General features: G+C 39.8%; 25 protein-coding genes. 11 read left to right on the top strand and 14 right to left on the bottom strand.

What is annotated here, in order from left to right:
• Nucleotides 1-60: 60 nt before the first annotated feature.
• The 3 genes from hmuQ to Q7657_RS16630 all read right to left on the bottom strand — a co-directional run bounded on the left by hmuQ (nt 61) and on the right by Q7657_RS16630 (nt 2,322).
• Complete coding sequence (gene hmuQ, locus Q7657_RS16640; protein ID WP_023932054.1) at nt 61-363, bottom strand: heme-degrading protein HmuQ; 303 nt, start codon at nt 361-363, stop codon at nt 61-63.
• A gap of 122 nt (nt 364-485) precedes the next feature.
• Nucleotides 486-1,520, bottom strand: a complete 1,035-nt coding sequence (locus Q7657_RS16635) for a HupE/UreJ family protein (protein WP_107166582.1) — start codon at nt 1,518-1,520, stop codon at nt 486-488.
• The gene (locus Q7657_RS16630; protein WP_107166581.1) at nt 1,513-2,322 is read right to left on the bottom strand and encodes a peptidylprolyl isomerase; all 810 of its coding nucleotides are present in this window, start codon (nt 2,320-2,322) and stop codon (nt 1,513-1,515) included. The genes Q7657_RS16635 and Q7657_RS16630 overlap by 8 nt, the downstream gene beginning before the upstream one ends.
• A 252-nt stretch (nt 2,323-2,574) precedes the next feature.
• Between Q7657_RS16630 and Q7657_RS16625 the strand changes: the two genes are divergently transcribed.
• A complete protein-coding gene (locus Q7657_RS16625; protein WP_498827370.1) occupies nt 2,575-2,895 on the top strand; it encodes a DUF4144 domain-containing protein in 321 nt (106 codons plus the stop codon).
• Nucleotides 2,896-2,990: 95 nt separating this feature from the next.
• On the opposite strand, the gene Q7657_RS16620 is transcribed toward Q7657_RS16625, so the two are convergent.
• Nucleotides 2,991-3,467, bottom strand: coding sequence for a peroxiredoxin (locus Q7657_RS16620; protein WP_023932059.1), 477 nt, complete (start codon nt 3,465-3,467; stop codon nt 2,991-2,993).
• 741 nt (nt 3,468-4,208) lie between these two features.
• Here Q7657_RS16620 and Q7657_RS16615 point away from each other — a divergent pair.
• From Q7657_RS16615 to Q7657_RS16600, 4 genes are all read left to right on the top strand, one after another.
• Nucleotides 4,209-4,508 (top strand): hypothetical protein, encoded by a 300-nt coding sequence (locus Q7657_RS16615; RefSeq protein WP_107166579.1) that lies wholly within the window; start codon nt 4,209-4,211, stop codon nt 4,506-4,508.
• A 242-nt stretch (nt 4,509-4,750) separates the two neighbouring features.
• Nucleotides 4,751-5,191, top strand: coding sequence for a GNAT family N-acetyltransferase (locus tag Q7657_RS16610; protein ID WP_107167513.1), 441 nt, complete (start codon nt 4,751-4,753; stop codon nt 5,189-5,191).
• Between the two features lie 134 nt (nt 5,192-5,325).
• A complete protein-coding gene (locus Q7657_RS16605; RefSeq protein ID WP_107166947.1) occupies nt 5,326-5,772 on the top strand; it encodes a GNAT family N-acetyltransferase in 447 nt (148 codons plus the stop codon).
• Nucleotides 5,773-6,176: 404 nt separating this feature from the next.
• Entirely contained in the window at nt 6,177-6,758 is a 582-nt protein-coding gene (locus Q7657_RS16600; protein WP_107166948.1) for an HD domain-containing protein, read from the top strand.
• A gap of 207 nt (nt 6,759-6,965) precedes the next feature.
• Here Q7657_RS16600 and Q7657_RS16595 read toward each other — a convergent pair whose 3' ends face one another.
• On the bottom strand, nt 6,966-7,259 hold the full coding sequence (locus tag Q7657_RS16595; protein ID WP_107166949.1) for a hypothetical protein: 294 nt from the start codon (nt 7,257-7,259) through the stop codon (nt 6,966-6,968).
• Between the two features lie 393 nt (nt 7,260-7,652).
• Between Q7657_RS16595 and Q7657_RS16590 the strand changes: the two genes are divergently transcribed.
• On the top strand, nt 7,653-8,255 hold the full coding sequence (locus Q7657_RS16590; protein WP_107166950.1) for a LysE/ArgO family amino acid transporter: 603 nt from the start codon (nt 7,653-7,655) through the stop codon (nt 8,253-8,255).
• Nucleotides 8,256-8,324: 69 nt separating this feature from the next.
• Here Q7657_RS16590 and Q7657_RS16585 read toward each other — a convergent pair whose 3' ends face one another.
• Nucleotides 8,325-8,660, bottom strand: coding sequence for an SMR family transporter (locus tag Q7657_RS16585; RefSeq protein ID WP_107166951.1), 336 nt, complete (start codon nt 8,658-8,660; stop codon nt 8,325-8,327).
• A gap of 13 nt (nt 8,661-8,673) precedes the next feature.
• Entirely contained in the window at nt 8,674-9,876 is a 1,203-nt protein-coding gene (locus Q7657_RS16580; RefSeq protein WP_258178289.1) for a hypothetical protein, read from the bottom strand.
• 713 nt (nt 9,877-10,589) lie between these two features.
• Here Q7657_RS16580 and efpL point away from each other — a divergent pair.
• Both efpL and Q7657_RS16570 read left to right on the top strand, forming a co-directional pair.
• Complete coding sequence (efpL, locus tag Q7657_RS16575) at nt 10,590-11,162, top strand: elongation factor P-like protein EfpL (RefSeq protein ID WP_045062819.1); 573 nt, start codon at nt 10,590-10,592, stop codon at nt 11,160-11,162.
• A 114-nt stretch (nt 11,163-11,276) separates the two neighbouring features.
• Complete coding sequence (locus tag Q7657_RS16570) at nt 11,277-11,732, top strand: GNAT family N-acetyltransferase (protein ID WP_107166953.1); 456 nt, start codon at nt 11,277-11,279, stop codon at nt 11,730-11,732.
• Between the two features lie 112 nt (nt 11,733-11,844).
• Here the strand turns inward: Q7657_RS16570 and cspE (Q7657_RS16565) are convergent, their stop codons facing one another.
• Both cspE (Q7657_RS16565) and cspE (Q7657_RS16560) read right to left on the bottom strand, forming a co-directional pair.
• Complete coding sequence (gene cspE / locus Q7657_RS16565) at nt 11,845-12,054, bottom strand: transcription antiterminator/RNA stability regulator CspE (RefSeq protein ID WP_053989707.1); 210 nt, start codon at nt 12,052-12,054, stop codon at nt 11,845-11,847.
• Nucleotides 12,055-12,537: 483 nt separating this feature from the next.
• Nucleotides 12,538-12,747 carry a transcription antiterminator/RNA stability regulator CspE gene (gene cspE, locus Q7657_RS16560; protein ID WP_008987088.1) on the bottom strand — a complete coding sequence of 70 codons (210 nt, stop codon included), beginning with the start codon at nt 12,745-12,747 and terminating at the stop codon, nt 12,538-12,540.
• Between the two features lie 522 nt (nt 12,748-13,269).
• On the opposite strand from cspE (Q7657_RS16560), the gene Q7657_RS16555 reads away from it, so the two are divergent.
• On the top strand, nt 13,270-13,581 hold the full coding sequence (locus Q7657_RS16555; RefSeq protein WP_008987087.1) for a DUF496 family protein: 312 nt from the start codon (nt 13,270-13,272) through the stop codon (nt 13,579-13,581).
• Nucleotides 13,582-13,679: 98 nt separating this feature from the next.
• Here the strand turns inward: Q7657_RS16555 and Q7657_RS16550 are convergent, their stop codons facing one another.
• The 5 genes from Q7657_RS16550 to Q7657_RS16530 form a co-directional block, all read right to left on the bottom strand.
• Nucleotides 13,680-14,153: a hypothetical protein gene (locus tag Q7657_RS16550; protein WP_107166954.1), complete on the bottom strand. Its 474-nt coding sequence runs from the start codon at nt 14,151-14,153 to the stop codon at nt 13,680-13,682.
• A gap of 383 nt (nt 14,154-14,536) precedes the next feature.
• Nucleotides 14,537-15,967 carry a 16S rRNA (cytosine(1407)-C(5))-methyltransferase RsmF gene (rsmF, locus tag Q7657_RS16545; protein WP_107166955.1) on the bottom strand — a complete coding sequence of 477 codons (1,431 nt, stop codon included), beginning with the start codon at nt 15,965-15,967 and terminating at the stop codon, nt 14,537-14,539.
• 157 nt (nt 15,968-16,124) lie between these two features.
• Complete coding sequence (locus tag Q7657_RS16540) at nt 16,125-18,752, bottom strand: PqiB family protein (protein ID WP_107166956.1); 2,628 nt, start codon at nt 18,750-18,752, stop codon at nt 16,125-16,127.
• Entirely contained in the window at nt 18,733-19,929 is a 1,197-nt protein-coding gene (locus tag Q7657_RS16535) for a paraquat-inducible protein A (RefSeq protein ID WP_107166957.1), read from the bottom strand. Before Q7657_RS16535 ends, Q7657_RS16540 begins: the two co-directional genes overlap by 20 nt.
• Nucleotides 19,930-20,048: 119 nt before the next feature.
• Nucleotides 20,049-21,881, bottom strand: coding sequence for an ABC transporter ATP-binding protein (locus tag Q7657_RS16530; protein ID WP_107166958.1), 1,833 nt, complete (start codon nt 21,879-21,881; stop codon nt 20,049-20,051).
• A gap of 84 nt (nt 21,882-21,965) precedes the next feature.
• On the opposite strand from Q7657_RS16530, the gene Q7657_RS16525 reads away from it, so the two are divergent.
• Both Q7657_RS16525 and proQ read left to right on the top strand, forming a co-directional pair.
• Complete coding sequence (locus tag Q7657_RS16525) at nt 21,966-22,424, top strand: free L-methionine (R)-S-oxide reductase MsrC (protein WP_107166959.1); 459 nt, start codon at nt 21,966-21,968, stop codon at nt 22,422-22,424.
• 109 nt (nt 22,425-22,533) lie between these two features.
• Nucleotides 22,534-23,166: an RNA chaperone ProQ gene (gene proQ / locus Q7657_RS16520; RefSeq protein WP_053989714.1), complete on the top strand. Its 633-nt coding sequence runs from the start codon at nt 22,534-22,536 to the stop codon at nt 23,164-23,166.
• The last annotated feature ends 15 nt before the right edge of the window (nt 23,167-23,181 follow it).

Raw genomic sequence — 23,181 nt, 5'->3', positions numbered from 1 at the left:
TGCTAATTTATCACAAGCTCCCAACCACAGCGTGCTTGGGAGCTTGTGATAGGGGCTTAATTACAAGCAGCTTTCAAACCCTTCAAAGTTTGGTGCGCCTAAATAAATGTCTTTATTACCGCGAGCATTAGCATGAGCTTTACGGAATGCTTCTGATTGTGTCCAGTCTTCGAACGCTTGGCGAGAATCCCATACTGAGTGCGATGCAAACAGGGTGTACTCATCGTTTGATGCGCCTTGAAGCAAGTTGAATGATTGAAAACCCGGTACAGTATCTAGGTAGGTATCGCGGTTCTTCCAGATATCGATAAATTCTTGCTCAGAGCCTAAACGGATTTTAAAACGGTTCATTGCAATATACATGATGACTTCCTTTACTAACTTCAGTTTTTATTCTTGTCTTGCCACTATTACAGTATTGGTGAATGCAAGCTAGCAGCAAAAATACAATATTTGTTTACGTATTATGTTCTCTGTAATGACCACTATAAAACATGGAACATAATGTAAGCCCGTTGAATAAACCAAAAAGACGCCATGATCCCCATGATGTATAAAGGCACTTTTTGAAAGAATTTATTATGAAATACAGGCACTTTCGCGCACAATTTTAATAGCATTATAAGAAACGATAAGAAGAGCAATTGCCCGATCTCAACCCCAATATTAAAACAGGCGAGGGCTAACGGAATGCTGGTTTGGCTCAATCCTACTTCTTTTAATGCGCTGGCAAATCCCAACCCATGCAACAACCCAAAGGAAAACGAAATGAGCCACGGAAATTTTCGGCTTAATGTTGGATTTTGTTTATCGTAAGGGCGAGTAAGCTCATAACACAAAAACAAAATGCTCAGTGCAATTCCCGTTTCTACTGGGGGCTCTGGAATGTGTACCAGATTAAGCGCAGATAAACTTAACGTAATACTATGGGCTAAAGTAAAACAGGTTATGGCCTTTAAGAAGGTTTTAAAATCGCGAGTAAATAACAATAAGCCCGCCACAAACATTAGGTGATCAATCCCCGTTAATATATGTGTGATACCTAAAGTGACAAAGAGCTTTATCGTTGTCCAAACTGAGATCTTATCGGTTAAATGTAGGCGGTTATGCCCTTGATACAGCGCAAGGGTGCTGACTTGTCCGTCTTTTAGCGTTAACTGCGTAAGTAGCTGACCTGTTTTTAGCCCGTTAAATACAAGAGTCGGTGATGATGTATGCGCTTTAAGTTGCAGCAAATAATCTTGTTCATCCATTCCGAAACCATTGTCACTTCGCTGTGATGCTAATAAACGTACTGTACCGCCATTAGTTAAGGTTGGTGTTATTTGAGTATGTTCACCTGCAATTACCGGGAGCTTTAACGCCAACTTATATTGTTGATTATCAAACTGTGTGATCAAACCCACAGAGGGTTGATAAGGATGCGCCATTGCCAGTGGTGTCATTATTACCGAAAGCATGACGCTAACAACTGTGCCAATAACTAAGCGCCGCATAAAAGAAGAGATGTGCTTATACATTGTTTAATAGTGTCTTTGTGTTAACGGTAAAGTCTGAACCTGCGGGTAACGCTATGTGATATTGCTTAATAACGGCAGCTATTTTGCTATTAACATCATCACGGGCAAAATCATGTGCTAATTGTTGCTTTGCCTGCTTAAAACTCAATACGCCTGCTTTTTGATAATCGAGTACCTTTATTGCAATTGCGCCAAAGGGAGTATCAATCGGTGTTGACCATTGGTTTGGTGCTAGTGCTGATAATGCGTCTACTGTTTTTGTACCCAGCTTTGCCAGTAATGCCTGCTTACTCACATCGCTTAAACATTGCTGAGAATCCATAGTCGAAATAGGATGTTGAACTTCTTGCGGTGTTAAAAAGTGATAGCACAAAGAGTACATATCGGGATGTTTATAACGCGCTTGATGCGTTAAATAGTATTGGTGTAATAAGCTCGTATTAGTTGCGTTGATCTTGGCTAACTGCGACACATAGGAAAGGTAGCGCTGCATCAACATTTCATTTAAGTTCGGATCGCCTTTCTCCAAGCCTAATTTTAAAGCTTGCTGAGAGAGCATTTGCTTTAACACCACATGATTAATGTCTTTGTTTAATTCTTGTTTTGACGGTGGTGAACCAAAGTAAAGCGTATCGTCTTTCTTTTGTTGAGTAACTTGTGACGGTGTCACTGAAATGGTGTTTACGGAAGCCGATGAATGGTACAGCGAGTAGCAAATAAACAGCACAGTGCCAGCGATAAGGAAATGCGAGAAGGGATCTTTAATAACTATTTTAAGCCAATAGTTGCCTTTTTTTAACATGTTACGGGATCTTTTTAGTTTCTAAAAATTCCCATAAAGCATACATAAGCTAACTGTATGAGTGTTGAATGTTTGTTTACTCAATATCTATAAAAACCTGCTCATAGTGGCATGATTGCGCTAATAACTACGCTTATTATCAATAGAGTAGGTTGCTGATAATAAAAATGTTATCGTTATCTGCTTGTTTAAGACGATCACTTGCTAACCTTGCTTTGCAAATAGGGTGTTAGCAGCGTTATGGAGACACTCATGGTCAATTGGCCCTGTATATTAAAACTAGATGGTGATGACGAGCTGATTTATCTCGACTCAGAACAGCAATTATTGAGCGAGTGTGAGGATCTGATCTTTAGTCGAGATGATTATGTGATTGATAGTCAGGGTTTTAGTTATTCAATTAGCATCAACAACGCAAGTGCCGAGCTGATCAACAACAACACACAATTGACAGTTGAAGAAGTGACAGCGCTCATTCAAGCCCATGAGTTTAGCTTTGCCGAAGTATGTTTAATCAAGATCCAATTTGTATCGGTATCTGATGCTATTCATGCCCTTAAACCGAGCGATTAATCGTTGGGTGTCGCTATCAAAAGTAGGATAAATATAAAAATGGTTCAGTGCTCACCACACTGAACCATATCATTGATGTTCAAAGCCTTATTGCATTACTTCAGGCTTGCTAAAATCGTTTCCGCTTTGCTCGCTTCAAATTGCTTTGGCTGTTCAACGTTCAGCTGAGTCACCACGCCATTATCAACAACCATTGCATAACGTTGAGAACGAATACCACCGAAGTTCTCGGTATCCATTTCAAGCCCTAACGCTTTAGTAAAGCTAGCGTCACCATCGCCCAACATCATAATTTCAGATGCGTTCTGCGCCTCGCCCCAAGCCTGCATGACAAAGGCATCGTTAACAGAAACACACGCAATAATGTCGACACCCGTTGCTTTAATCTCATCTGCTAACACCACATAACCCGGTAAATGGGCTTCAGAGCAAGTAGGAGTAAATGCCCCTGGTACAGCAAACAGCACAACACGTTTGTTGGCAAAAAGCTCAGCGGTATCGTGTTTAACCATACCGTCATGTGTGAGTTCACTTAGTACTGCGGCTGGTAATGTTTGGCCTTTCTCGATCATCGTTTACTTTCCTTGTTGTAGTAATTTGAAACAGTGTAGCGAGGAATTTATCTCACGGCTAATTTTGCTGGTGGAATAGGAGAGTTTAATGAGGATTGTGATATACACGGATGATGTTAAATAAACTAGGCATGTTCGTTATTGATGAAGCGAATGCCATGAGTTCATTATGGGGAAGTTAGCATCTTAAATTACAGTCAGTATCGAGCGTTCAGAAACCATCATCAAAGAGTTAGGTTTGAGTTATTAGCACCATAAAAGAATAAATTAGAGCCATTGGTTTTCAATGAGAGCTGGTGGCTTTTTTGTGAAAGTCATTTCTCATGGCACACATTTCTCATGGCATTTTATAGCTCAAAAATGCCCCATTTCGATTTAGTGCTTTCACTCGTTCATATTACATTAACGTGATTTTGGATTAGTTTTATTTACTGTATATATCAACAGTTATGATGAAACGCGGTGATATTATCGCTTTAGTTCCGTTTTTAATAAGAAATATTTCTTGTAAAAAACGGAAGTAAAGTCATAACAATTTAATATTTCAACTTGTATTTGATAAGACTAATTAAATACATTTCTTACTTTTCACATCCTCTCATTGGCGTCAGGCGTGAAAAATTGTTATCAACTTCATGATATATATAGATTATATCTAGTATGATAAAGGTCTTTTATGCGTGTATTTTTGCGCGAAAGTAAGAATGCTTATTAATATACTGTTATGTGGAATAGAGAAGAATGAACAAAACTCTAAAAATTATATTAGTGTTAAGCATGTTTATCATGATCCCAATCGTTGGGTCAGTTGGATATTTTAAAGTTCAAACACAAGAATTGTGTATAAAAGTTAGTGAGATAATAGTAAAGAATGGCTCACTAGAACAAATAAACAGCGAAGCAGCCAAGTATCAGTTTGAACCGTCAGGGAACGGTATTAGTCAGGTTTTATTTTTTAAGCTTTATACTGTCCCTGGTTTATGTATTGTTACCATAAACAATGGAAAACCTATTAATGCTAAATATAGCAAGTCCGCATAACCATCATTAATGGGTTACTTGCTAAATAAAAACAGATACGACTAAAATTAGTCTACCTTCTTGGCAAACTTGATTGAGTTTAATAGGTTTTGTTTTCGCTTCCACATAACAAATAATTTAAGAGTGATTCAGCACGCTTGGCATTTTCGGTTTGGGTTAAGTTTAGTGATTAAGGTGTTCAAATTGAGTGTTGTGGATGCGTGCTTCACACCTTAATTGGGCGTTAGAAAGTTTAGGAAAATATGGTGTTAGAATTAAGAAAGTCGGTGATATCAGAAGCCAGGGCTTTTGTTGAAATGGAGTGTTCTTATGATACAAAAGGCTTTGTTATTCCTTATTCACTAGAAAAGCACGCAAGTCTAATAGAGAGCAATGACGTAATTTATCTGTCTTTGTACTACGAAAACGAGTTGTCAGGCTTCATAATTTTGTCGCAAGAAAGCCAAGATGTCGTTGAGTTCAGGAGAATTGTTGTTGCTTCCAAAGGAAAGGGTCTTGGTCAACTCGCAATTAAAGAGATGGAACAGTATTGTGCGGAAAACTTAAACTGTTCAAAAGTCTGGTTAGATGTATTCGAATCAAACTCAAGAGGAATATATATTTATAAAAAGCTGGGCTATACGCAATTTAAAGAAGCGTTCTATGAAGGTAAGAAATTGTTATTCATGGAAAAAACGTTCTAACAAAGCGTTTAAGGCAGATTCGCAACGCATGGCATTCTCAGTTCAAATTGAGTTTTGTGTTTACGGCATAATGGGTAAGGCTATGTGGAGGCGTTGCTCACTACTTAACGCGGCGTTATGTGCTCGGAGGACATATGCAATATATCGAAGTCAAAAGTAGCGAAATTCCACTAGATTTATTGCTTGAAGCTGATCCTTCTGAAGCTAGTATCGCTTCATATTTATCTGATTCATGGTGCTTTGCTGCAGTAGACAATGGGCAAGTTTTGGCGGCTTGTATCGTTAAAGCGCAGACCAACAGCCATGCTGAGATATTTAATGTATCTGTTTCTCCAGAGCTACAAGGTCAAGGTATTGGCTCTAAGTTACTAAAGCTTGTTCTATCTAAGTTGCCAAGCAAGGGGATCAATCGTGTCGAGCTTGGTACGGGTACATTTGGTTATCAACTTACTTACTATCAGCGTTTAGGTTTTCGAGTAGACTCAATCATCAGAGACCATTTTTTGCTAAACTACTCCGAGCCAATCTATGAAAATGGCATTCAACACAAAGACATGCTGAGATTGTACGTAGATATTTAGTACGCACATAACAAATAAGGATATGTGTCGCGAAGCCGACACCTATCCGAAGTGTTGGACAAGCCTAAGCCGCCTTATATAAGTAAATATTGAAATATCATTTAGGGTAATGCCGAACATTACCCTTACTTTTCCTAATACCTACCAGCCTTAATAGAGCAACTTATCTAACAAGCTTTTGTCCACTTTCGAGCTAGCTGATGTGGCTAGCTCATTTTGCCCCATTATCACATCCTCTCATTGAACGTCACTCAGGCGTGAAATTTGTTATCAAATTCATGATATATAAAGATTATATCTAGTATGATAAAGTTTTTTATGCGTGTGTTTTTGCTCCAAAGTAAGAATGCTTATTAATATTCTGTTATACGCCAATCAAATATTAAGCATCAAAAGGACTGGGTGTGGAAGAAATTAAGGGAATAATCGACTTTATGATAGAAGTCGAGAAACTGAAATCGATAGAAAGACAAACCAAACCTGTAGGGTTAGATAGATATGAAAACTCAGCAGAACATAGTTGGCATGTTTGTCTGAGTGCTCTTTTACTCCAAGATTTTGCTAATGAATCAGTTGATATTGTTCGTGTCATGAAAATGCTACTCATCCATGACTTAGGTGAAATTGAGGCTGGTGATACGGTTATTTACTCTGCTGAAACGGAAGAAAACAAACAATTAGAAAGGTCATGCATACAGAAGTTATTTCAACTTTTGCCTGAAGCAAGCCGAGAGGAGTTTTCTGATCTTTGGGAAGAGTTTGAAGAAGGTGTAAGTCCCGAAGCAAGCTTTGCTAAGGCAATCGACCGAGTTCCACCTTTACTTCACAACATACATGGTGAAGGTCATGGCTGGAAAAAACACAACATACCCAAAGAAAAAGTTTTTGGCTTTAATGGCGAACGCATTTCCAAAGGTAGTAATTTGTTGTGGCGAGAAGTCGAATCTAGGCTCAATGACGCAGTTCAATCAGGTGTGCTGAAATAGTCGTATAAAAAATAAGGATATGTGTCGCGAAGCCGACACCTATCCATACTTTTTCTAATACCTACCAGCCCAAATAGAGCTAGCTATCAAACAAAGTTTTGTCCACAAATGAGTCTGTTACTCAGCTAGTTTATAGCCATTTATTAGGTAGCGACTCCCATACAAAAATACCGACCCAAAAGGTCGGTATTTTTATTGGTATCTATCTTACTGACCAGCACAGTCTAGTGATAGTTTGCCATCATCACTACGAGATAGGGTGATAGTGGTACTTGCTTTTGATGCGCCTTTTGGTAGGTAAACCGCACATTTCTCAAAGTTTGGAACCAGCGACTTATTGATCACCTTTAAAGGTTCTTTCTGGCTATCAACATTCTCACCTGAATACACGGTAATGCTGTCTACTTGCGCCAGCATTTGATCTGAATGTTTTGCAGCAGGCGCAGCGTTAGCGAATACAGAAACCGAACCTAGTGCTAATAGCAGTAAAACTTTTTTCATTTTTATACCTCTAATGATTTGTGTGTCTGTGTTGCGATTCGGTTGCCACTATAGCGATGTATTTTAAATAAAGAAATAAATAATTATCGAAAAACGATAATTATTTGTTGTTAAATTAACTTTGTTGTTAGGGTGTTATTGCTAATAATCTGATTAATAACATCTTTTATTGATATCGAATTTTTTGCTGCTTTTATCAATACAAGCGATGTTTTACTGCTGGTTTGTATAAAACTTCATCATATTTTTATTTTTAGAAGATGATTTATGCTTTGCTGATGTTAGGTAGGATGTACTGTTTGGTTTGAGCACTGGAAATTTTATTGATCGTTTTATAAATTAACCGATTGGGATGTGCTTTTATCTAATGCTAAACAGGGATCTGTTGTTGTTATGTCTACCTTTCTTGCTGGCTTTTCTCTAGGCCTGTCTTTAATTTTCGCTATCGGCTCTCAAAATGCGTTTGTGTTAAAGCAAGGGCTGAAGAATCAATATGTCTTTATCATTTGCTTGGTGTGTGCGCTGTCGGATGCGATTTTTATTAGCTTCGGTGTGGCAGGCTTTGGGGTAATTGTGAATAAGTACCCTGAGGTTGAAACCATTGCGCGTTATGGCGGTGCGATATTCTTAACCGTTTATGGTTTGCTGAGTTTTAAATCTGCATTTACGAAGGATCATGCGCTTGTGGCAGGAGAGCAATCATCGGGCTCGTTAATCAAAGCGGTGCTGACGTGTTTGGCGTTTACGTGGCTCAACCCTCATGTGTATTTAGATACGGTAGTGCTGCTTGGCTCTATTTCTACCCAATATCAACCTGATGAGTTTTACTTTGGTTCAGGGGCGGTAACAGCCTCGTTTGTGTTCTTCTTTTCTCTTGGTTATGGGGCTCGTTTTCTTGCGCCATTGTTTAAACGCCCAAATGCATGGAAGGTGTTGGAATTTGCAGTGGGGATCATCATGCTTTCAATTGCGTTGAATTTGGTGATGATGGCGTAAGTTGTTGAGGATGTTTTGCTGGCTTCATGATTGTTATTAACATGAAGCCATTGTTCTTCTTGTTTGTTTTTAATGAACCACGGATTTAGAAAACACTTGAATCACTATGATCCCAGCAGCGATCAGTGTCAGCCCCATGAGTGCTGGTAGGTCGAGCTTCTGTTGATAGACAAAATAAGAAAGTAGCGACACAAGAAAGATACCACTTCCTGCCCATATCGCATAAGCAATGCCAATGTTCATGGTTTTGACGACTTGTGATAAGCCATAAAAGGAAACCGCATAACCAATAACCACGGCAATACTTGGTGCAAGACGAGTGAAACCTTCTGATGCTTTCATCATTGTTGTGGCTACGGTTTCGGCGATAATAGAAATTAATAAAATTAGATGTACATTATTCATTTTTGTTACTCATTTAAAGGCGAAGCATCGCCGATTTAAGGTGTCGCAATGGTAATTTTTGCAAGAGGCTGCATTGGTACCAAGGTACGGTGACGGGATGAACAATCGTCTGTAGTGTTCGGCTATAGTCCATCGTTAAACCTGGCGTCCAAGCCATCATGATGGCTCGGTGACGGATTTGTGCAGCAAGCCATAGCTCTGGTTTGATCATTAGCTTTATTAGCGTCAACATGCTCGGATTGTTGTCATGCAATACGCTATCTAACGCGGCTTCTAGTGCGTATGCGGTATGGCTTGAGCAGTTATTTGAGGTCAAATTGTAAATAGGGTTACTGCTATTTTGCTGCCAAAACTGCTCTAATGTGTGTCGGTTATATTTGTTAAATTGGATCTGAATATTGGATTCACACCATTCAGCGACTTCTGATTGATAATCTGGTAAATAACGTCCAGCGACATTATTTTCAGGGATCGCTTTTAAGGTGTTGATAAATTCAGAGGGTGAACGCTCGATCTCATCTTTCGGGTATAAGCTCATATACAGCTCTTTACCTACTTCTATAGCGGCATGTCCTGTCGAAATAATCCCAGTGATATCGGTTGCAGCGATATAGCGATTAATGATCGGTCTTGGAATATATGGGTTGTCTGCTGAGCCTTCTGGTGTCCATATATGTACTGTTAGTGGTAAGTCTTGATGCGTGTGCTGTAAACCTGCAAGTGTATTTAAGCTGCTTACGTTATTGTTGTTATTTAAGAGAGGATAAATAGCACTGTTATTTTTTGAAAAATAAATCTTGAACAGAAAATAGATACTTCTGACGCTGCCTGTGATCATAATAAAACCAAGAACGTATGAGATCACGTAGTCATTATTCATGAGCAGGAATAGTGCATATCCAATTTGAACTAAGCCCCATAAAATCGCCTTTTTCCAATGACTAAAGCGCACTACGAAAGCTGAGGAAATATTGAAAACGCCCACCGCAAAATAAACAAGGCCGAATGCTAGTGAGAGTAAGATGTTACTCGATTTCACATTTATTAATGCCACAATGGCACCGCATAGAAAAATAGTGCCTTTAACCAAGATAATGTTTCGCTGAAACCCGAGTACTGTAGGGGTGATCATTAATGTCGTGATGCTTTCAAGTAAAATGAAATAGCAAAAGCCATCAAAGATGACACCGTCGATTCCATCAATAAAAATAGCCATACCCGTGCCGCCCCATATGAAGGAAAGTAGTAGTAAATAAGGCAGTGTTTTTTTTACGAAACTAGAACCTAAAAGAAGTAGTGCTATTTGTAACATTAAAAACCGTTTATTTATTAAGACGACAAGGTGAGCGATGTAAATATAAAGCTATATATCTATTTGTTCGCTTATTTAAAACGCAGTGATTTTGATGTGTGTGACATTTGCTATATAGGCGTTATTAAATGCGGATATTTGATAATTTTGATGAATGCTAGCGTACAGAAAATAGTGATTCAAGTTGTTGCTATGTTGTTTTGTTTCTGTATTGCTTTGGTTCAGGTATGTGGTTTTTTGTTACGATTTACTGAGGTTTATATTTAATTATTACAGTAAATATTTAAATAATGGTCAGTGAGTAATTGGAGTTATACGCTTAATTTTTGTCGGGCGTTGGGCTAGATATCACGCTAGCTGCAATGGCTGCTGTTTTACGTTTGTATGCCTTGTTATGTAAAAAGAATGACGCTGAAAGTTTGCTGTGTTGTTATCCTAATGCTTTGGGAAATCAGGCAGTTGGTGGAATGAGAATGGCTTAAAATAGCGGTTGTTTAAGCTTTGAACAAGGCTAGAGAGCAAACGCAAAAAAATGGTATTTGTACTATTATAACACTTGCTATAAATCTCTATCTTGGTGTAATTTCTCTCAACTATTTTTTTTTGGAATTTTGATCATGCCAAAGGCTAGTGAAATTAAAAAATTTGCTGCTGTTGAAATTAACGGTAAAGTAGGTCTTGTTAAAGAAATCAGTAAGCTAACGCCTAGTGGTCGTGCTGGCGCAAGTCTTTACAGAATGCGTATTTACGATGTAGCAACAGGTACTAAGTCTGATGTTAGCTTCAAAGCTGACGAGAACGTAAACCTAGCTGATTTCCGTCGTACTAAAGCATCTTTCTCTTACATCGATGGCGAAGAATACGTATTTATGGATGATGAAGATTACACTCCATACGTATTCAACAAAGAAGCAATCGCTGAAGAGCTTCTATTCATCACTGAAGATACTAAAGGTATCGAAGTTCTTACTGTTGATGGCGCGCCAGTTGCAATCGAACTTCCAGCGACAGTTGAACTGACTATCGTTGAAACTGATCCATCAATCAAAGGTGCTTCTGCAAGTGCACGTACTAAGCCAGCAACACTAACAACTGGTCTAGTAGTTCAAGTTCCAGAATACATCGCGAACGGTGAAAAGATTAAAGTTAACACGGCTGAACAAAAGTTCATGAGCCGCGCTGACAAGTAATAGATTTCTTTTAATCTATTCTGCGTAAAACCAGCCTGTACATTGTGGTTACGAAAGTAACGGCAAGTCGGCTGGTTTTTTAATGGATAAAATTTGAAAGGGAAATGTGATTTTATGACGTATCACATTCGTAAAGCAGAGAAAGACGATGTAACTGCTGCTTATTTATTAGAACGTGAGTTGTTTGGTGAGCATAGCTATCCTGATTTTTTCTTCAGACAAGCGTATGACTGTTGGTCTAATGGCTTTTTAGTTGCAACTACCGAGTCGCAAGCTGTTGTGGGTTATGTATTAGCTAGCCCAAGTTTTACAGCTGCAAATGAAGGCGCTCGTGAGGCGTGGATTTTAGGCGTTGCGGTTGGTAGTAAGATGCAAGGTCAGGGCGTAGGAAAGGCGCTGTTAAACGAGGTTTTAGCACAGTTAGCGGATTACAATTGCATTTGGTTGACGGTTCATCCTGATAACAAAGCATTAAAGCTGTATGAGTTATTAGGCTTTGTGGTGGTAGGGCAGGAAGATAACTATTTTGGTTGTGGCTCACCACGTTTGAAGATGCGTTTAAACCGTTAATGTAGCCGTTCGCATTGGTATGATCTATTTGTTGCCTGTTGTTATCGTTATAACAGGCAATAAAAAAGGGTACCCTGAGATACCCTTACTTCTTCAACTGTTCGTTGTAGAATTATTGTGCTTCTACGTTAGCAGCTTGAGGACCTTTTTGGCCTTGCTCAACGTCGAAAGAAACCTTTTGGCCTTCTTTCAGAGATTTGAAGCCTTCACCAGTGATAGCGCGGAAGTGTACGAATACGTCAGCACCGCCGTTATCTTGAGTGATGAAACCAAAACCTTTCTCATCGTTGAACCACTTAACGATACCAGTTGCTTTAGACATGTGATGTCTCCTGAAAATAATTTAAATATGTTACTTATGTACAAAAGAATATTGAAGCGCTTCAGGACAACTGTGTACGTTTGAACAGTGTAACGAAGTTTTTCCTTTCACTTTGTTGCATAAATAGGCCTGCTTTGCAGGACGTTGATATTAAGCCATTTTCATTTTTAAAGAGCAAGTAAGTTACTTGTCTATAAATAGATAATGTGAGCCGTATTACAAAAAAATAGCGAATAATTAATATGAAATTTGTTTTCTATAAAATCTCTCGCTTTAACTGACACTATAATTGCTGATCTGGTTATATGATCAATCTATATAAATGCGTTATAACCTTTCAGTTTTATCGTAAATTGGAGGGGTAGCAGAATATTGTTTTTACTAAGCAGGGACGTGGGAGGATTTTCTTGATGAAAAAAGGGCCGTGATGACCCTTTATTTACGTTGGATATTGATTAACGCTAAGCGTTATTAAGTATTTGGTTATACTTTTTCAACATTCGCTGCTTGTAGTCCTTTTGGACCTTGCTCTGTTTCAAATGAAACTTTTTGACCTTCAGCAAGGGTCTTGAAACCATCACCAGTAATCGCACGGAAGTGTACAAATACGTCAGCACCGCCGTTATCTTGTGTGATAAAACCAAAACCTTTCTCTTCGTTAAACCACTTAACGGTACCTGTTGCTTTTGACATGTTCTCTCCTGAATCAACTTTTACATCAAACATTGTGTTGCCAATATCGGGTTACGACGCTATTTGAGCCTGAACACTTCTATGAAGCTATCCTTCTTCAGATTGCATTGTTGTAAGCGAGTACTGGTCTAATTCAAGAGTAGGCGTTGATATGCCATTTGCAAATAAATTAAGGCTTTTTTTGTGGTAAATTTCACAGAAGATACTGTTTCATTATTGCCGATTACATATGTTGTTTTATTGTCATATTTGTCAGTAAAAATAAGTCTGTTTATTGAAAAATATCAAGAAATAGGTAAGTGATTCGTGCGATATTTAAGCGAGAAACACGGGTAGGTGTTCATAGAATCATCATTGAGCATTTAATCATGAGTATTGCTTGAGTTTTCGAATGACTTTCTGATATAACGATTTCAGCAATAAACTGAGACTCGACGGTTATGTACTAGGAAGTGCATTATTCCTAATCCCTTGCATTAAATCAGTTTCACAAGGTTTTATTTTTCAGACTAAGGACAACAAATGAACAACATCCTTGAACTCGTTCGTCAAACACGTCGTAAGAACAAACTAAAACGCGAAATCTTAGACAACGATCGTAAAATCCGTGACAACCGTAAGCGTGTAGAATTGCTAGAAAACTTGATGGACTACATCAAAGCAGACATGAGCCACGACCAAATCGTTGAAATCGTTGAAAACATGAAGGGCGATTACGAAGATCGTGTTGATGATCACATCATCATCAGTGCTGAGCTTTCTAAAGAGCGTCGTGAAGTGAGCAAAGCGGTTAAAGAGCTTAAGAAAGCTGAAATCGTTGCACACAAACACTAATCATTGTTTATCTTTGATTAATAGAAAACCGAGCATGAGGCTCGGTTTTTTTGTATCTGTTTTAAACAAGTAGACCGTTTGTAGGGAGCGGTTAATTGTTATTGAGTATAGGGTAGATAGCCTGTAAATCCGCAGATTTTCCAACCTTCAATGGTGCGTTTTAGGTAATACAAGGTTTGCCAAAGTAGCACTTCATTTTCGTTATCACGGCGTTTAATCGCCCCGTTAAACTGTTTGCGAGCTAAGGCTCTATCACCATCAATGGTGATTTCATTGAGCGTGGTCGCGCGGTGTATCGCTTCTTCTAAACACTCAGCATATTCGGTCTGTTGTGAGTGTTGAGCTTGTCGCAGCCATTCGTCACGGTAAAGATCAAGTGATGAGAATGACAAGGTCCAACGGCTTGGATCTGGGTTTTTATTGGCATTGATAGCAAAAAACTCAGTGGCTTCGAAGTCATTTTCAACCTTGGACCAGTCGGCATGGCAATAAGCATTGATGTCACGACTTACTAGCATGTCCCATATTTCACAACGATCGGCATCCTGTTCGTTGTACGGGTTCTGTTTCATTTACTGCTCCTTGTTAATGACGACTTTCATAATAGTTATTGATGATATCTTTGTGTTTTTATTATGAAAGATAAGAAATAGAAGCTTGGAAAGTCGAGGAATTTAAAGATGAGAGGTTGGGCGGTAAAAAAACGCTTTTATATTTCAGAAATGTTACCTTGATACCGTTATTGAAGGTGGAAAGTTGAAGACAAAAAATAGCCCGAAACGACTCCTGTCTCGGGCCTAGGGGAATGGCTCTCGTAAGAGCCTTGCGCTAACTGGTTAGTAAATGGAGTTTGATTACACTTTCAATGTTAGTTGAATAATGCTCTTTTTCCAGTTTATTCATTAATTGAACTTAGTTATAACATGAGTTTTACCACTATATTGGAGGTTTGTATTTAGATATCAAATAGGTTGGTATCACGTACTAATTCACGGGGTAATCCATTTTTAATGCGGTTACTTACCCATTTACCAATACCGATAGGGTAATCACGGTAAGTCACAATCACTTCGCCTTTACCCGCTGGGATTTCAGGGCGAATATCACGCCCCATGAACCATTCTTTAGCTTGTTCGGCATTAAGCTCAACAGCAGTAGATTCGTTGCCAGAAGCCAGTGTCATCACTGCTTCATGCTGCCAGCGGTAACCTTTCTTGTGTTGCTCTGCCAGTTTGATCCCGATACGTTGGAAACGGATTTCACCAATTAAACTTTTCAGCTCAGAAGGGAATAACCAAACTTCTTTGTCACGTAGCCATACATCGTGTTGTGCAGGTAGGGTGATATCAAGATCTTGTTTTAGTTGCTTAGCAATGTCTTGCTGATCTTTGTCTTTTAGCTGGCTAAATGGGAATTTACCCATGCGCTTTTTCACTTTATCCGTTTCAACGGGTGCCAGTTTGCGAATACGAGCAACAAAGAAACCTTCGCTATCAAAGATCTGTGGGTAAACGTGAAGGAAGCCATCTTCTGTGAGTGATTTTTCTGCACCCTCAAACAGATCATTTAGCGGTTCAAATTGAACAGCATCACCAAACTTGTCTTTTAGGAAATGACAAACGTCTTGGTTTTCACTTTGGTTCAGCGTACAGGTTGAGTACACCATAACGCCGCCAGTTTTTAGGGCTTGGAATGCACTCACAATCAGGTTGCGTTGAACTTCTGCGATCTCTTCAATAGAGGCTAGGCTCCAGTTTGCCATTGCATCTTCGTCTTTACGAATAGCACCTTCACCTGAACATGGCGCATCTAATAAGATCGAATCAAACGCTTCTGGTGCCCATGTACCAAACACGCAGCCATCAAAGTGGGTAAGTGCAGCATTGTAAACACCACAACGCTGTAGGTTTGAGTGCAGCACTTTAATACGACTTGCTGCAAGCTCGTTTGCCACCAGCGCACCTTGATTTTGCATCGAACAAGCAATCTGGGTGGTTTTAGAGCCCGGTGCAGATGCCATATCTAGCACGCAATCTAATGCATCGTTATCTTTTAATAATGCGGTAACTGGCATCATGGAGCTGGCTTCTTGAATGTAGAACAGACCCGCCATGTGTTCAGCAGTATTACCTAGCGAAACACTGTCTTCATCTTCACGTTCGATCCAAAAGCCAGTATCACACCAAGGTACTGGCGTTAATGTCCATCCACGGTTTGCAACACGAGCAAGGAAATCCTCTACACTGATTTTTAGTGTGTTGACACGAATGCTGCGACGAAGAGGTGTTTTACAACATGCAATAAACTCATCGATGTCTAAGTGCTCAGGCATGGTTTGCTTGATTAAATCGATGAATGCGTCTGGGATATAGATATTCGGATGCAAGGGAAGGATCTCTATTAACTAGCTAATGGCGCTGAGTTTATAACAGATTGGTATGAATTGCAGTTTTTGCTAATACAAAGCGTAATAAACCCAGATTACGGATTAAAAAAAGAGCACCGAAGTGCTCTTTGTTAATGTGTTTATTGTCGAAGAATGCTTATCGCTCTGGGATAGCGGTTCTCCATGTCAACCATTTTGGATTCACTTCTTTGTGCAATAGGAAGTGGGTTCCCGCTCTGGCTTGTGGTTCAAGCGGTTGCTGCTCTGGCGTTGCAAACGCAATACCACCACGAAGTAAGCTATCAAATGTGCCTGCTTTGACGTTTGCACCGGTAATGCCGATATCGACATTCACACCTGATTTATTCCAAAATACCGAGTTCTTGCGAACAAGATGGCTATATTGTTTCTCTAGCTGTGCTTTGATGATCACACGATCGGCTAAGTCACCCAGTGATACATTAACCACTTGTCCAACTTGGATATCACGGTAAAGCAGTGGTGTTCCTTCGCTAACAGAGCCACGGTCTTCACTTTCTAATACGATAGTTAAGCGAGAATCAAACAGCTCGGCAGAGCCCAATTTAAACTTATCGGCAAAGCTGCCTTTACCCGGTTGAACTGCAATGTATGAGCTAAGTAGCGAATCTAGGTTCTCACTACCACTTAGGCTGATCTTCGGCTTAACGACCCAGAAGTAGCTATCAGATTTAGCAATTTTCTTAGCGTATTTCGGGTATAAACGAGCTTGAATTTTTACGTTATTTTTGTAGAAATCAGGCTCGATGTTGATGATTTTACCTATGGTCACGCCTTGGAATTTGATTTCGGTATTATTAGAAACCGAACGTGCATCGTTAGCGGTAAGAGTGATCAACTGTCCGAAGTGTTGTGCATCACTCAGGCTTGGGTAGAGCTTGTATTTTGAACCAATACGGTTGCTAACTTGATCCATATTATCAAAAGCAATACCGCCTTTGATTAAGGTTGATAACGGATCAGTTACTAATTTCACACCATTTAACCCAGCTTCTACCTCAATGCCTGAACGATTCCAGAACACGGTGTGAGAAGTGATTAGGTGACGGTATTGTTTTTCAATGTTTAGTTTGATGTTTACACCATTATCTTTCAGTGCAAAGTCGATAACTTCACCCACTTGAAGGTTACGGTATAACACTGGGCTACCTTCAGAAACTGGCGGTAGCTTTTCGGCAAACAGGTTAATCGTGCTGTAGCCTTTAAGTTTTTCATCTGCAAGATCGGCAAGGCTACGGTTTTTAAATAGGGTGTAGCTCTTGTTAATTTTGCTGTTACCTACAGAGGTAAAGCTGATTGCACTGCTGATCAGTTGATCGGCTGGCGGAATAGAGACATCTACACCTCGACTGGTAATACTTGCATCCACACCACCATCAACGAAGAAGCGACTGCTGCTACGAATTAAGTTGGTGTATTCAGGCTGTACTAATACATCAAAGCCAACACGATCACCTGATAGCTCAACATTGGTAATACGACCCACCGTTAAGCCTTTGTAGCGCAGTTTAGTTCCACGTTTAATACCGAAGCTTTGATCGGCATACAGCTTAAAGGTTGCAACACCCGGTTGTTGTTCTTCTAATGCATCACGAGTGATGGCGGTGAAGTCACGGGTTGTTTCACCTTTACCAGGAATAAGGCGCAGGAAGTTGCCACGAACAAGATTACCAATGTTCTTCACGCCATTAAGTGAAACTTCTGCTTCTTCTAGTAACAAACGCGAACCGCTGTTTAAGTATTCTCGCATACTAGGTTCAATCGCAGCATGAGCAACAATCTTGTTTGTTTTATCATCTAAGCCAACATCGGTGATTTTACCGATCTGTAAACCGCGATACATGATAGGTGAGCCAGAATCGCTGATATTGTTGTTATCAGGCAGGGTGATTGTGATTGCGATACCACGACCTGCGGTGTTGATATCTGGGTAGAGTTTAAACAGGTGGTTAGGCTCAATCACAGTGCCTTTATCCGGTGAATCAAATGCAATCGCACCTGCAATTAATGCTGATAGGCTTTCAAACTGTACATCAACACCATTAAAGCCAATGTCGGCACGCATACCGCTAACGTTCCAGAAACGGCTTTTATCGGTAACTAGATTGGCGTAACGCGGTTTGATTAATGCATCAATCACCACTTCTTTTTTGTTGTCGCTCAATGTGTAATTAAAGACTTCACCAACCGGGATCTTCTTATAGAAAATTTGCGAACCAATACTGATCGATCCAAGATTTGGCGCTTTTAATTGCAGCTTTAAGCCATCTTCCAATGGGGTATCTGCTGGTTGGCTTTCAAGTGCTGTAAATTTGGTTGCTTCAGGACCGTCACCCGGTAATAAGGCAATGTAGTTACCTGAAACCAAAGTATCTAAACCTGAAATGCCAGTAATAGATGCTTTCGGTTTAACTAACCAAAAACGAGTATTTTTACGCAAGACTTTGACAGCTTCGGGATAGATGTCTGCGGTAACATAAATGCTTTTTAAATCTTTCGATAAGCTCACATCACGCACAATACCTACTTCAAGACCTTGATAGCGGATAGTGGTTCGTCCAGCAACGAGACCTACAGCATCGTTAAAGTGAATTTGAATACGTTCGCCAGCTTCATTAACCGCTTTAAATAGCAGCCAGCCTGCTAGTATTAATGCAAGTAGCGGCAATAGCCAGAGTGGTGATAGCCCCCGATCACGGCGAATATTCACCTTGTGGGGTTGTTCGTTATTTGGATCGTTGTTCATAGTTATCCCATATCAGGCGAGAATCTAAACTTTCTGCTGCTAACATTGTTAATACTACCACGACGGCAAAGGCGATTGCCCCAGGACCTGGCGTGAAATCAAGAACTTGACCACGGTCTATCAATGTAACCATGATCGCAATAACAAAAAGATCCATTACGGACCATTTCCCAATCCAGTGGACGGCACGAAAAACGCGCATTCTGAAAAGGTGGCGGGTATTTCGCTTAAATTGCACTGCTAATAAGATGTAAGCCAAGCTGATGATCTTGGCGATAGGAACAATAATACTGGCAATAAAGATGATGGCAGCAATGCCTGTCATCCCCGTTTTTACCAGCTCAGCAACGCCTGAAAAGATAGTATCTTCAATACGTTTACCGTTATTCATGAAAATGGAAATAGGGTATAAGTTTGCGGGTAAAATGAAGATGCTAGCTGAGATCAAGTATGCCCATGTTTTTTGAATTGAATGGGGAATACGATCATGCAGCGCACTATTACAGCGTCGGCAATGGGTAAGGTGCTCTTGAGTGAGATGACACGTTGTGCAAAGGGTATCTAAATCATCACTAATATGTTCATTTTCAGGCTGCCATGCATCCCAATATCGTCGAACGCTAATACGGGTTAATAGCACTAAGAACAATATCTGCATGGTAATAAGACAATATAAGCCTAATCCAACATTAATATCAGCCACTTCTTGGACTTTAAAGCAAGCGATGGCAAGGCTAACTAAGAATACATCGAGCATGACCCATTGTTTTAAATGGTGCAGTATCCATGTTGATAGCTTGAACAGACGAAACTTACGAAATTTCAGCGAAAATTGTGCGCTGAAGACAGCACCCATTACTAACAGTGGAGCAATAACACTACAAAACAGAATTAATGCTGCAACACCGGGAAACGTTGCGGAAAGGGTAATAGCCCCTGATGGAAGTGTTGCTGGGATCATCTGACCAAATAATCGTATGGTGATTAAAGGCAAGGTGACTGTCGGTATAAAAAGGATCAACCCGGCGGCTGCAATGGCAAGCTCTGCATTAAATCTTGCTGTTCCCCCACGATATAAACGTGTTTGGCAACGGGGACAGTAAGCACTTTGTCCGTGATGAGCAACTTCAGGAAGCACGAGTAAATTGCAACCTGGGCAGCGTCTGGCCGTTGACATAGTACGTTGTTTCCTTCGTAAAAAGAGCGGGATATAGAAACGCTCATGAAATATTAATTCACAAGTTTATAAAAACAGAGTGAATGATAGCTCATGAGCGTCAAGAAGGGGATACTATATTATTTTGTGCCGAGTCTTGCCACCGCTAGTTGTGGATCTCTTTGCTCTACATCATCATTAGGTGATTGAATTGAACCATAAAGTGTTTGATATAACCCATGTTGGCTAACTAATTCATTATGTGTACCTGATTGGCTTACTAATCCATCTTCTAATACATAGATTAAATCAGCTTGCTTAACCGCTGAAAGACGGTGAGCAACAATCAATGTGGTTTTATCAGCTAAGAATTCATTCAAGGCTTTATGAAGTGCAGCTTCTGTTGATGTATCTAACGCTGATGTCGCTTCATCTAAAATGACAAAATCTGGGTTCGATAAAATCATTCGAGCAATGGCTAAACGTTGACGTTGACCGCCTGATAAACGAATACCTTGTCGACCAATCTCAGTATCTAAGCCATGTGTCAGGCGTTCTGTCATATCTGACAACTGTGAGATTGCTAGTGCATTCCATAATTGCTCATCAGAGTAGTCACCACCTAAGGTTAAGTTATGACGTAATGTATCGTTAAATAGCACAGGGTGTTGCAGTACAACCGCCATTCGTTCACGTAACGATTCATAACTGACATCTTCAATGGTATGACCGTTAATATAAATATCACCAGACTGCTTTTGGTAAATACCGAGTAACAGTTGGATCAAGGTCGATTTACCACCACCAGAGGCACCCACTAAAGCAACACGTTTACCTGCTGGAATATCAAGATTTAAACCACGTAGTACTTCTTTATCGTCGTCATATGAAAAGTGAACATCTCTTACTTTAATATCAATCGCTTCATTATGATTAAAAGGGTATACGGTTGCGGTAGGACGTACTTCTTCTTCGAGAGATAACAAAGTATTTAAGCGCTGCATCGCAGCCGATGCGCTATACCAAGAAAATTGGATACCCAGTAGTTCTTGTACAGGACCAAGCATAAACCACAGGTAACTAAAGACTGCCAGCATTTCACCAATGGTTAAGTTACTAAATAACACCATTAACATCGCGGCAGCGCGGAAGACTTCAAAGCCAGCCAAGAATAATAGGAAGGATATTCGACCTGCGGCCTCTGATTGCCAAGCAAATTTATCAGCGCTGTGGCGAATATCATTGGCTTGAGATTTCAATTGTCCTAAGAATTCACGTTCACGATTGGATGCTCGAAGTTGGTAAATCCCGTCTAACACTTCTACTAAACGCTGTTGGAACTTTTCATAAGACTGATTTTCTTGGCGTTTTAAGTTCTTAACGCGATTCCCCATTAGTTTTGAGGCATACACCACAATTGGGTTGATCACTAAAATGAACAATCCTAGCTTCCAATCAAGCCATAATAAGACACCAGCTGTACCTACTACGGTTAGCAAGCCAATAATAAAGCGACTTAAGGTATCACCAACAAACTTATCAATGGTCTCGACATCAGTAACAAGGTGAGAGGTGATACCACCACTGCCTTTTTCTTCGTACTGACGCATGCTGATACGCCCTAACTTGTCTAATAAATGCTGACGAAGGTGAAAGGTGATGTCTTTAGATACTAATGTGAATTGTCGGCTTTGCAGAATATTTAACGCTTGGCTAACAGTGCGCATGAATACGACAAGAAAAAGCACTAATAGAATATAGCCCGTCGCAGTTTGCCATGATTGAGGTAAAAGGTGATTTAAAAATTGAATACCTTCAGCAGGCTTATGTAGAAGTACTTCATCAACCATTAAAGGCATTAATAGAGGAATAGGAACACTAATAAGCGTTGCAACAATAGCAATGATATTTGCCGTGATCAGCCGAGGACGATGTTTTTTGGCTTGCATAAATAGCCAAGACCAATTAATCATGGTTGGGAGGGAATGCTTCACAATGATAATGATTCCTATTATTGATAAGTGATTTCATTTTAACGATTATGTAAGGCGTATGCTATGGAAAATACACGTTCTTTTTATGGCCGACTCACACGTCAGGCTGTGGCATTGATTGAAGGTGAAACGGATTTAATTGCTAATATGTCTAATATTAGTGCGTTATTGAACATGGAGTTGGAACGAATTAACTGGGTTGGTTTCTATTTGTTAAAGGATAATGAACTGGTGCTTGGTCCGTTCCAAGGTAAACCTGCTTGTGTTCGAATTCCGGTTGGAAAGGGCGTATGTGGAACTGCGGTTAAAGACAACAAAGTTCAGCGTGTTGATGATGTTCATGCCTTTCCTGGGCACATTGCATGTGATGCTGTTAGCCAGTCAGAAATCGTTATCCCATTAAATGTTAGAGGAAAATGCATCGGTGTGTTGGATATTGATAGTCCAGATTTGTCAAGATTTGACCAAAATGATGAACAAGGTCTAGTTTCTTTAGTTGAAGAACTACAAAAAGTACTCTAATTTCATGCTTTCGGTGGTTTTTCCTTTATAGGTAATTATAATAGCCACACTATTTCTTTTTGAACAAAGCACAACAAGCGAGCAAATCTCGTTTATGTCAGGAAAGTCCATGGAAAACTCTGAAAAGTTAACGAACAGTAAAGAAGTTATTGCATATATTGCTGAGCGTTTCCCAAAATGTTTTACTATTGAAGGTGAAGCTAAACCACTTAAGATCGGTATTTTTCAAGATCTTGCTGAGCGCTTAAGTGATGATCCAAAGGTAAGCAAAACTCAATTACGTACAGCATTACGTCAATACACATCTTCCTGGCGTTACCTTCACGGCGTTAAAGCTGGTGTAAGCCGTGTTGATTTAGACGGTAATGAGTGTGATGTACTTGAGCAAGAGCACGTTGATCACGCACTAAAAGCACTTGAAGAAAGTAAAGCAAAAGTACGTACTCGTCGTAAAGAGCAAGCAATGGCTAAAGCTGCTAAAGAAGGCGAAGCTAAAAAAACTCGTACAAAATCAGCTAAACCAAAGAACATTAAGCAAAAAACAGCTAAAGTTAATAAGAAGCCAGTAGAGACTACACGTGTACTAAACGCTGACGAAGTGATTGTTGGTAAAGACGTACAAGTGAATATGGGCTCTGGTAACATGCCGGCAACTATTGTTGAAATTAACAAGGACGATGTGCGTGTTCGCTTAACTAACGGTTTAGTTATGGCTGTTAAAGCGGAGCACCTGCGTTCATAAAGGGAGAATGCGCGA

It is taken from the genome of Candidatus Photobacterium acropomis, from assembly GCF_030685555.1.
Classification (GTDB): domain Bacteria; phylum Pseudomonadota; class Gammaproteobacteria; order Enterobacterales; family Vibrionaceae; genus Photobacterium; species Photobacterium lucens.
Note: the sequence above shows the minus strand (reverse complement) of the source record. Positions and strands in the feature narration are given on the sequence as shown.

Excerpts from the sequence above, each read along its gene's own strand:
- hmuQ (WP_023932054.1), bottom strand. The coding sequence starts at position 363 with ATGTATATTGCAATGAACCGTTTTAAAATCCGTTTAGGCTCTGAGCAA.
- Q7657_RS16635 (WP_107166582.1), bottom strand. The coding sequence starts at position 1,520 with ATGTATAAGCACATCTCTTCTTTTATGCGGCGCTTAGTTATTGGCACA.
- Q7657_RS16630 (WP_107166581.1), bottom strand. The coding sequence starts at position 2,322 with ATGTTAAAAAAAGGCAACTATTGGCTTAAAATAGTTATTAAAGATCCC.
- Q7657_RS16625 (WP_498827370.1), top strand. The coding sequence starts at position 2,575 with ATGGTCAATTGGCCCTGTATATTAAAACTAGATGGTGATGACGAGCTG.
- Q7657_RS16620 (WP_023932059.1), bottom strand. The coding sequence starts at position 3,467 with ATGATCGAGAAAGGCCAAACATTACCAGCCGCAGTACTAAGTGAACTC.
- Q7657_RS16615 (WP_107166579.1), top strand. The coding sequence starts at position 4,209 with ATGAACAAAACTCTAAAAATTATATTAGTGTTAAGCATGTTTATCATG.
- Q7657_RS16610 (WP_107167513.1), top strand. The coding sequence starts at position 4,751 with ATGGTGTTAGAATTAAGAAAGTCGGTGATATCAGAAGCCAGGGCTTTT.
- Q7657_RS16605 (WP_107166947.1), top strand. The coding sequence starts at position 5,326 with ATGCAATATATCGAAGTCAAAAGTAGCGAAATTCCACTAGATTTATTG.
- Q7657_RS16595 (WP_107166949.1), bottom strand. The coding sequence starts at position 7,259 with ATGAAAAAAGTTTTACTGCTATTAGCACTAGGTTCGGTTTCTGTATTC.
- Q7657_RS16590 (WP_107166950.1), top strand. The coding sequence starts at position 7,653 with ATGTCTACCTTTCTTGCTGGCTTTTCTCTAGGCCTGTCTTTAATTTTC.
- Q7657_RS16585 (WP_107166951.1), bottom strand. The coding sequence starts at position 8,660 with ATGAATAATGTACATCTAATTTTATTAATTTCTATTATCGCCGAAACC.
- Q7657_RS16580 (WP_258178289.1), bottom strand. The coding sequence starts at position 9,876 with ATGGCTATTTTTATTGATGGAATCGACGGTGTCATCTTTGATGGCTTT.
- efpL (WP_045062819.1), top strand. The coding sequence starts at position 10,590 with ATGCCAAAGGCTAGTGAAATTAAAAAATTTGCTGCTGTTGAAATTAAC.
- Q7657_RS16570 (WP_107166953.1), top strand. The coding sequence starts at position 11,277 with ATGACGTATCACATTCGTAAAGCAGAGAAAGACGATGTAACTGCTGCT.
- cspE (WP_053989707.1), bottom strand. The coding sequence starts at position 12,054 with ATGTCTAAAGCAACTGGTATCGTTAAGTGGTTCAACGATGAGAAAGGT.
- cspE (WP_008987088.1), bottom strand. The coding sequence starts at position 12,747 with ATGTCAAAAGCAACAGGTACCGTTAAGTGGTTTAACGAAGAGAAAGGT.
- Q7657_RS16555 (WP_008987087.1), top strand. The coding sequence starts at position 13,270 with ATGAACAACATCCTTGAACTCGTTCGTCAAACACGTCGTAAGAACAAA.
- Q7657_RS16550 (WP_107166954.1), bottom strand. The coding sequence starts at position 14,153 with ATGAAACAGAACCCGTACAACGAACAGGATGCCGATCGTTGTGAAATA.
- Q7657_RS16540 (WP_107166956.1), bottom strand. The coding sequence starts at position 18,752 with ATGAACAACGATCCAAATAACGAACAACCCCACAAGGTGAATATTCGC.
- Q7657_RS16535 (WP_107166957.1), bottom strand. The coding sequence starts at position 19,929 with ATGTCAACGGCCAGACGCTGCCCAGGTTGCAATTTACTCGTGCTTCCT.
- Q7657_RS16530 (WP_107166958.1), bottom strand. The coding sequence starts at position 21,881 with ATGATTAATTGGTCTTGGCTATTTATGCAAGCCAAAAAACATCGTCCT.
- Q7657_RS16525 (WP_107166959.1), top strand. The coding sequence starts at position 21,966 with ATGGAAAATACACGTTCTTTTTATGGCCGACTCACACGTCAGGCTGTG.
- proQ (WP_053989714.1), top strand. The coding sequence starts at position 22,534 with ATGGAAAACTCTGAAAAGTTAACGAACAGTAAAGAAGTTATTGCATAT.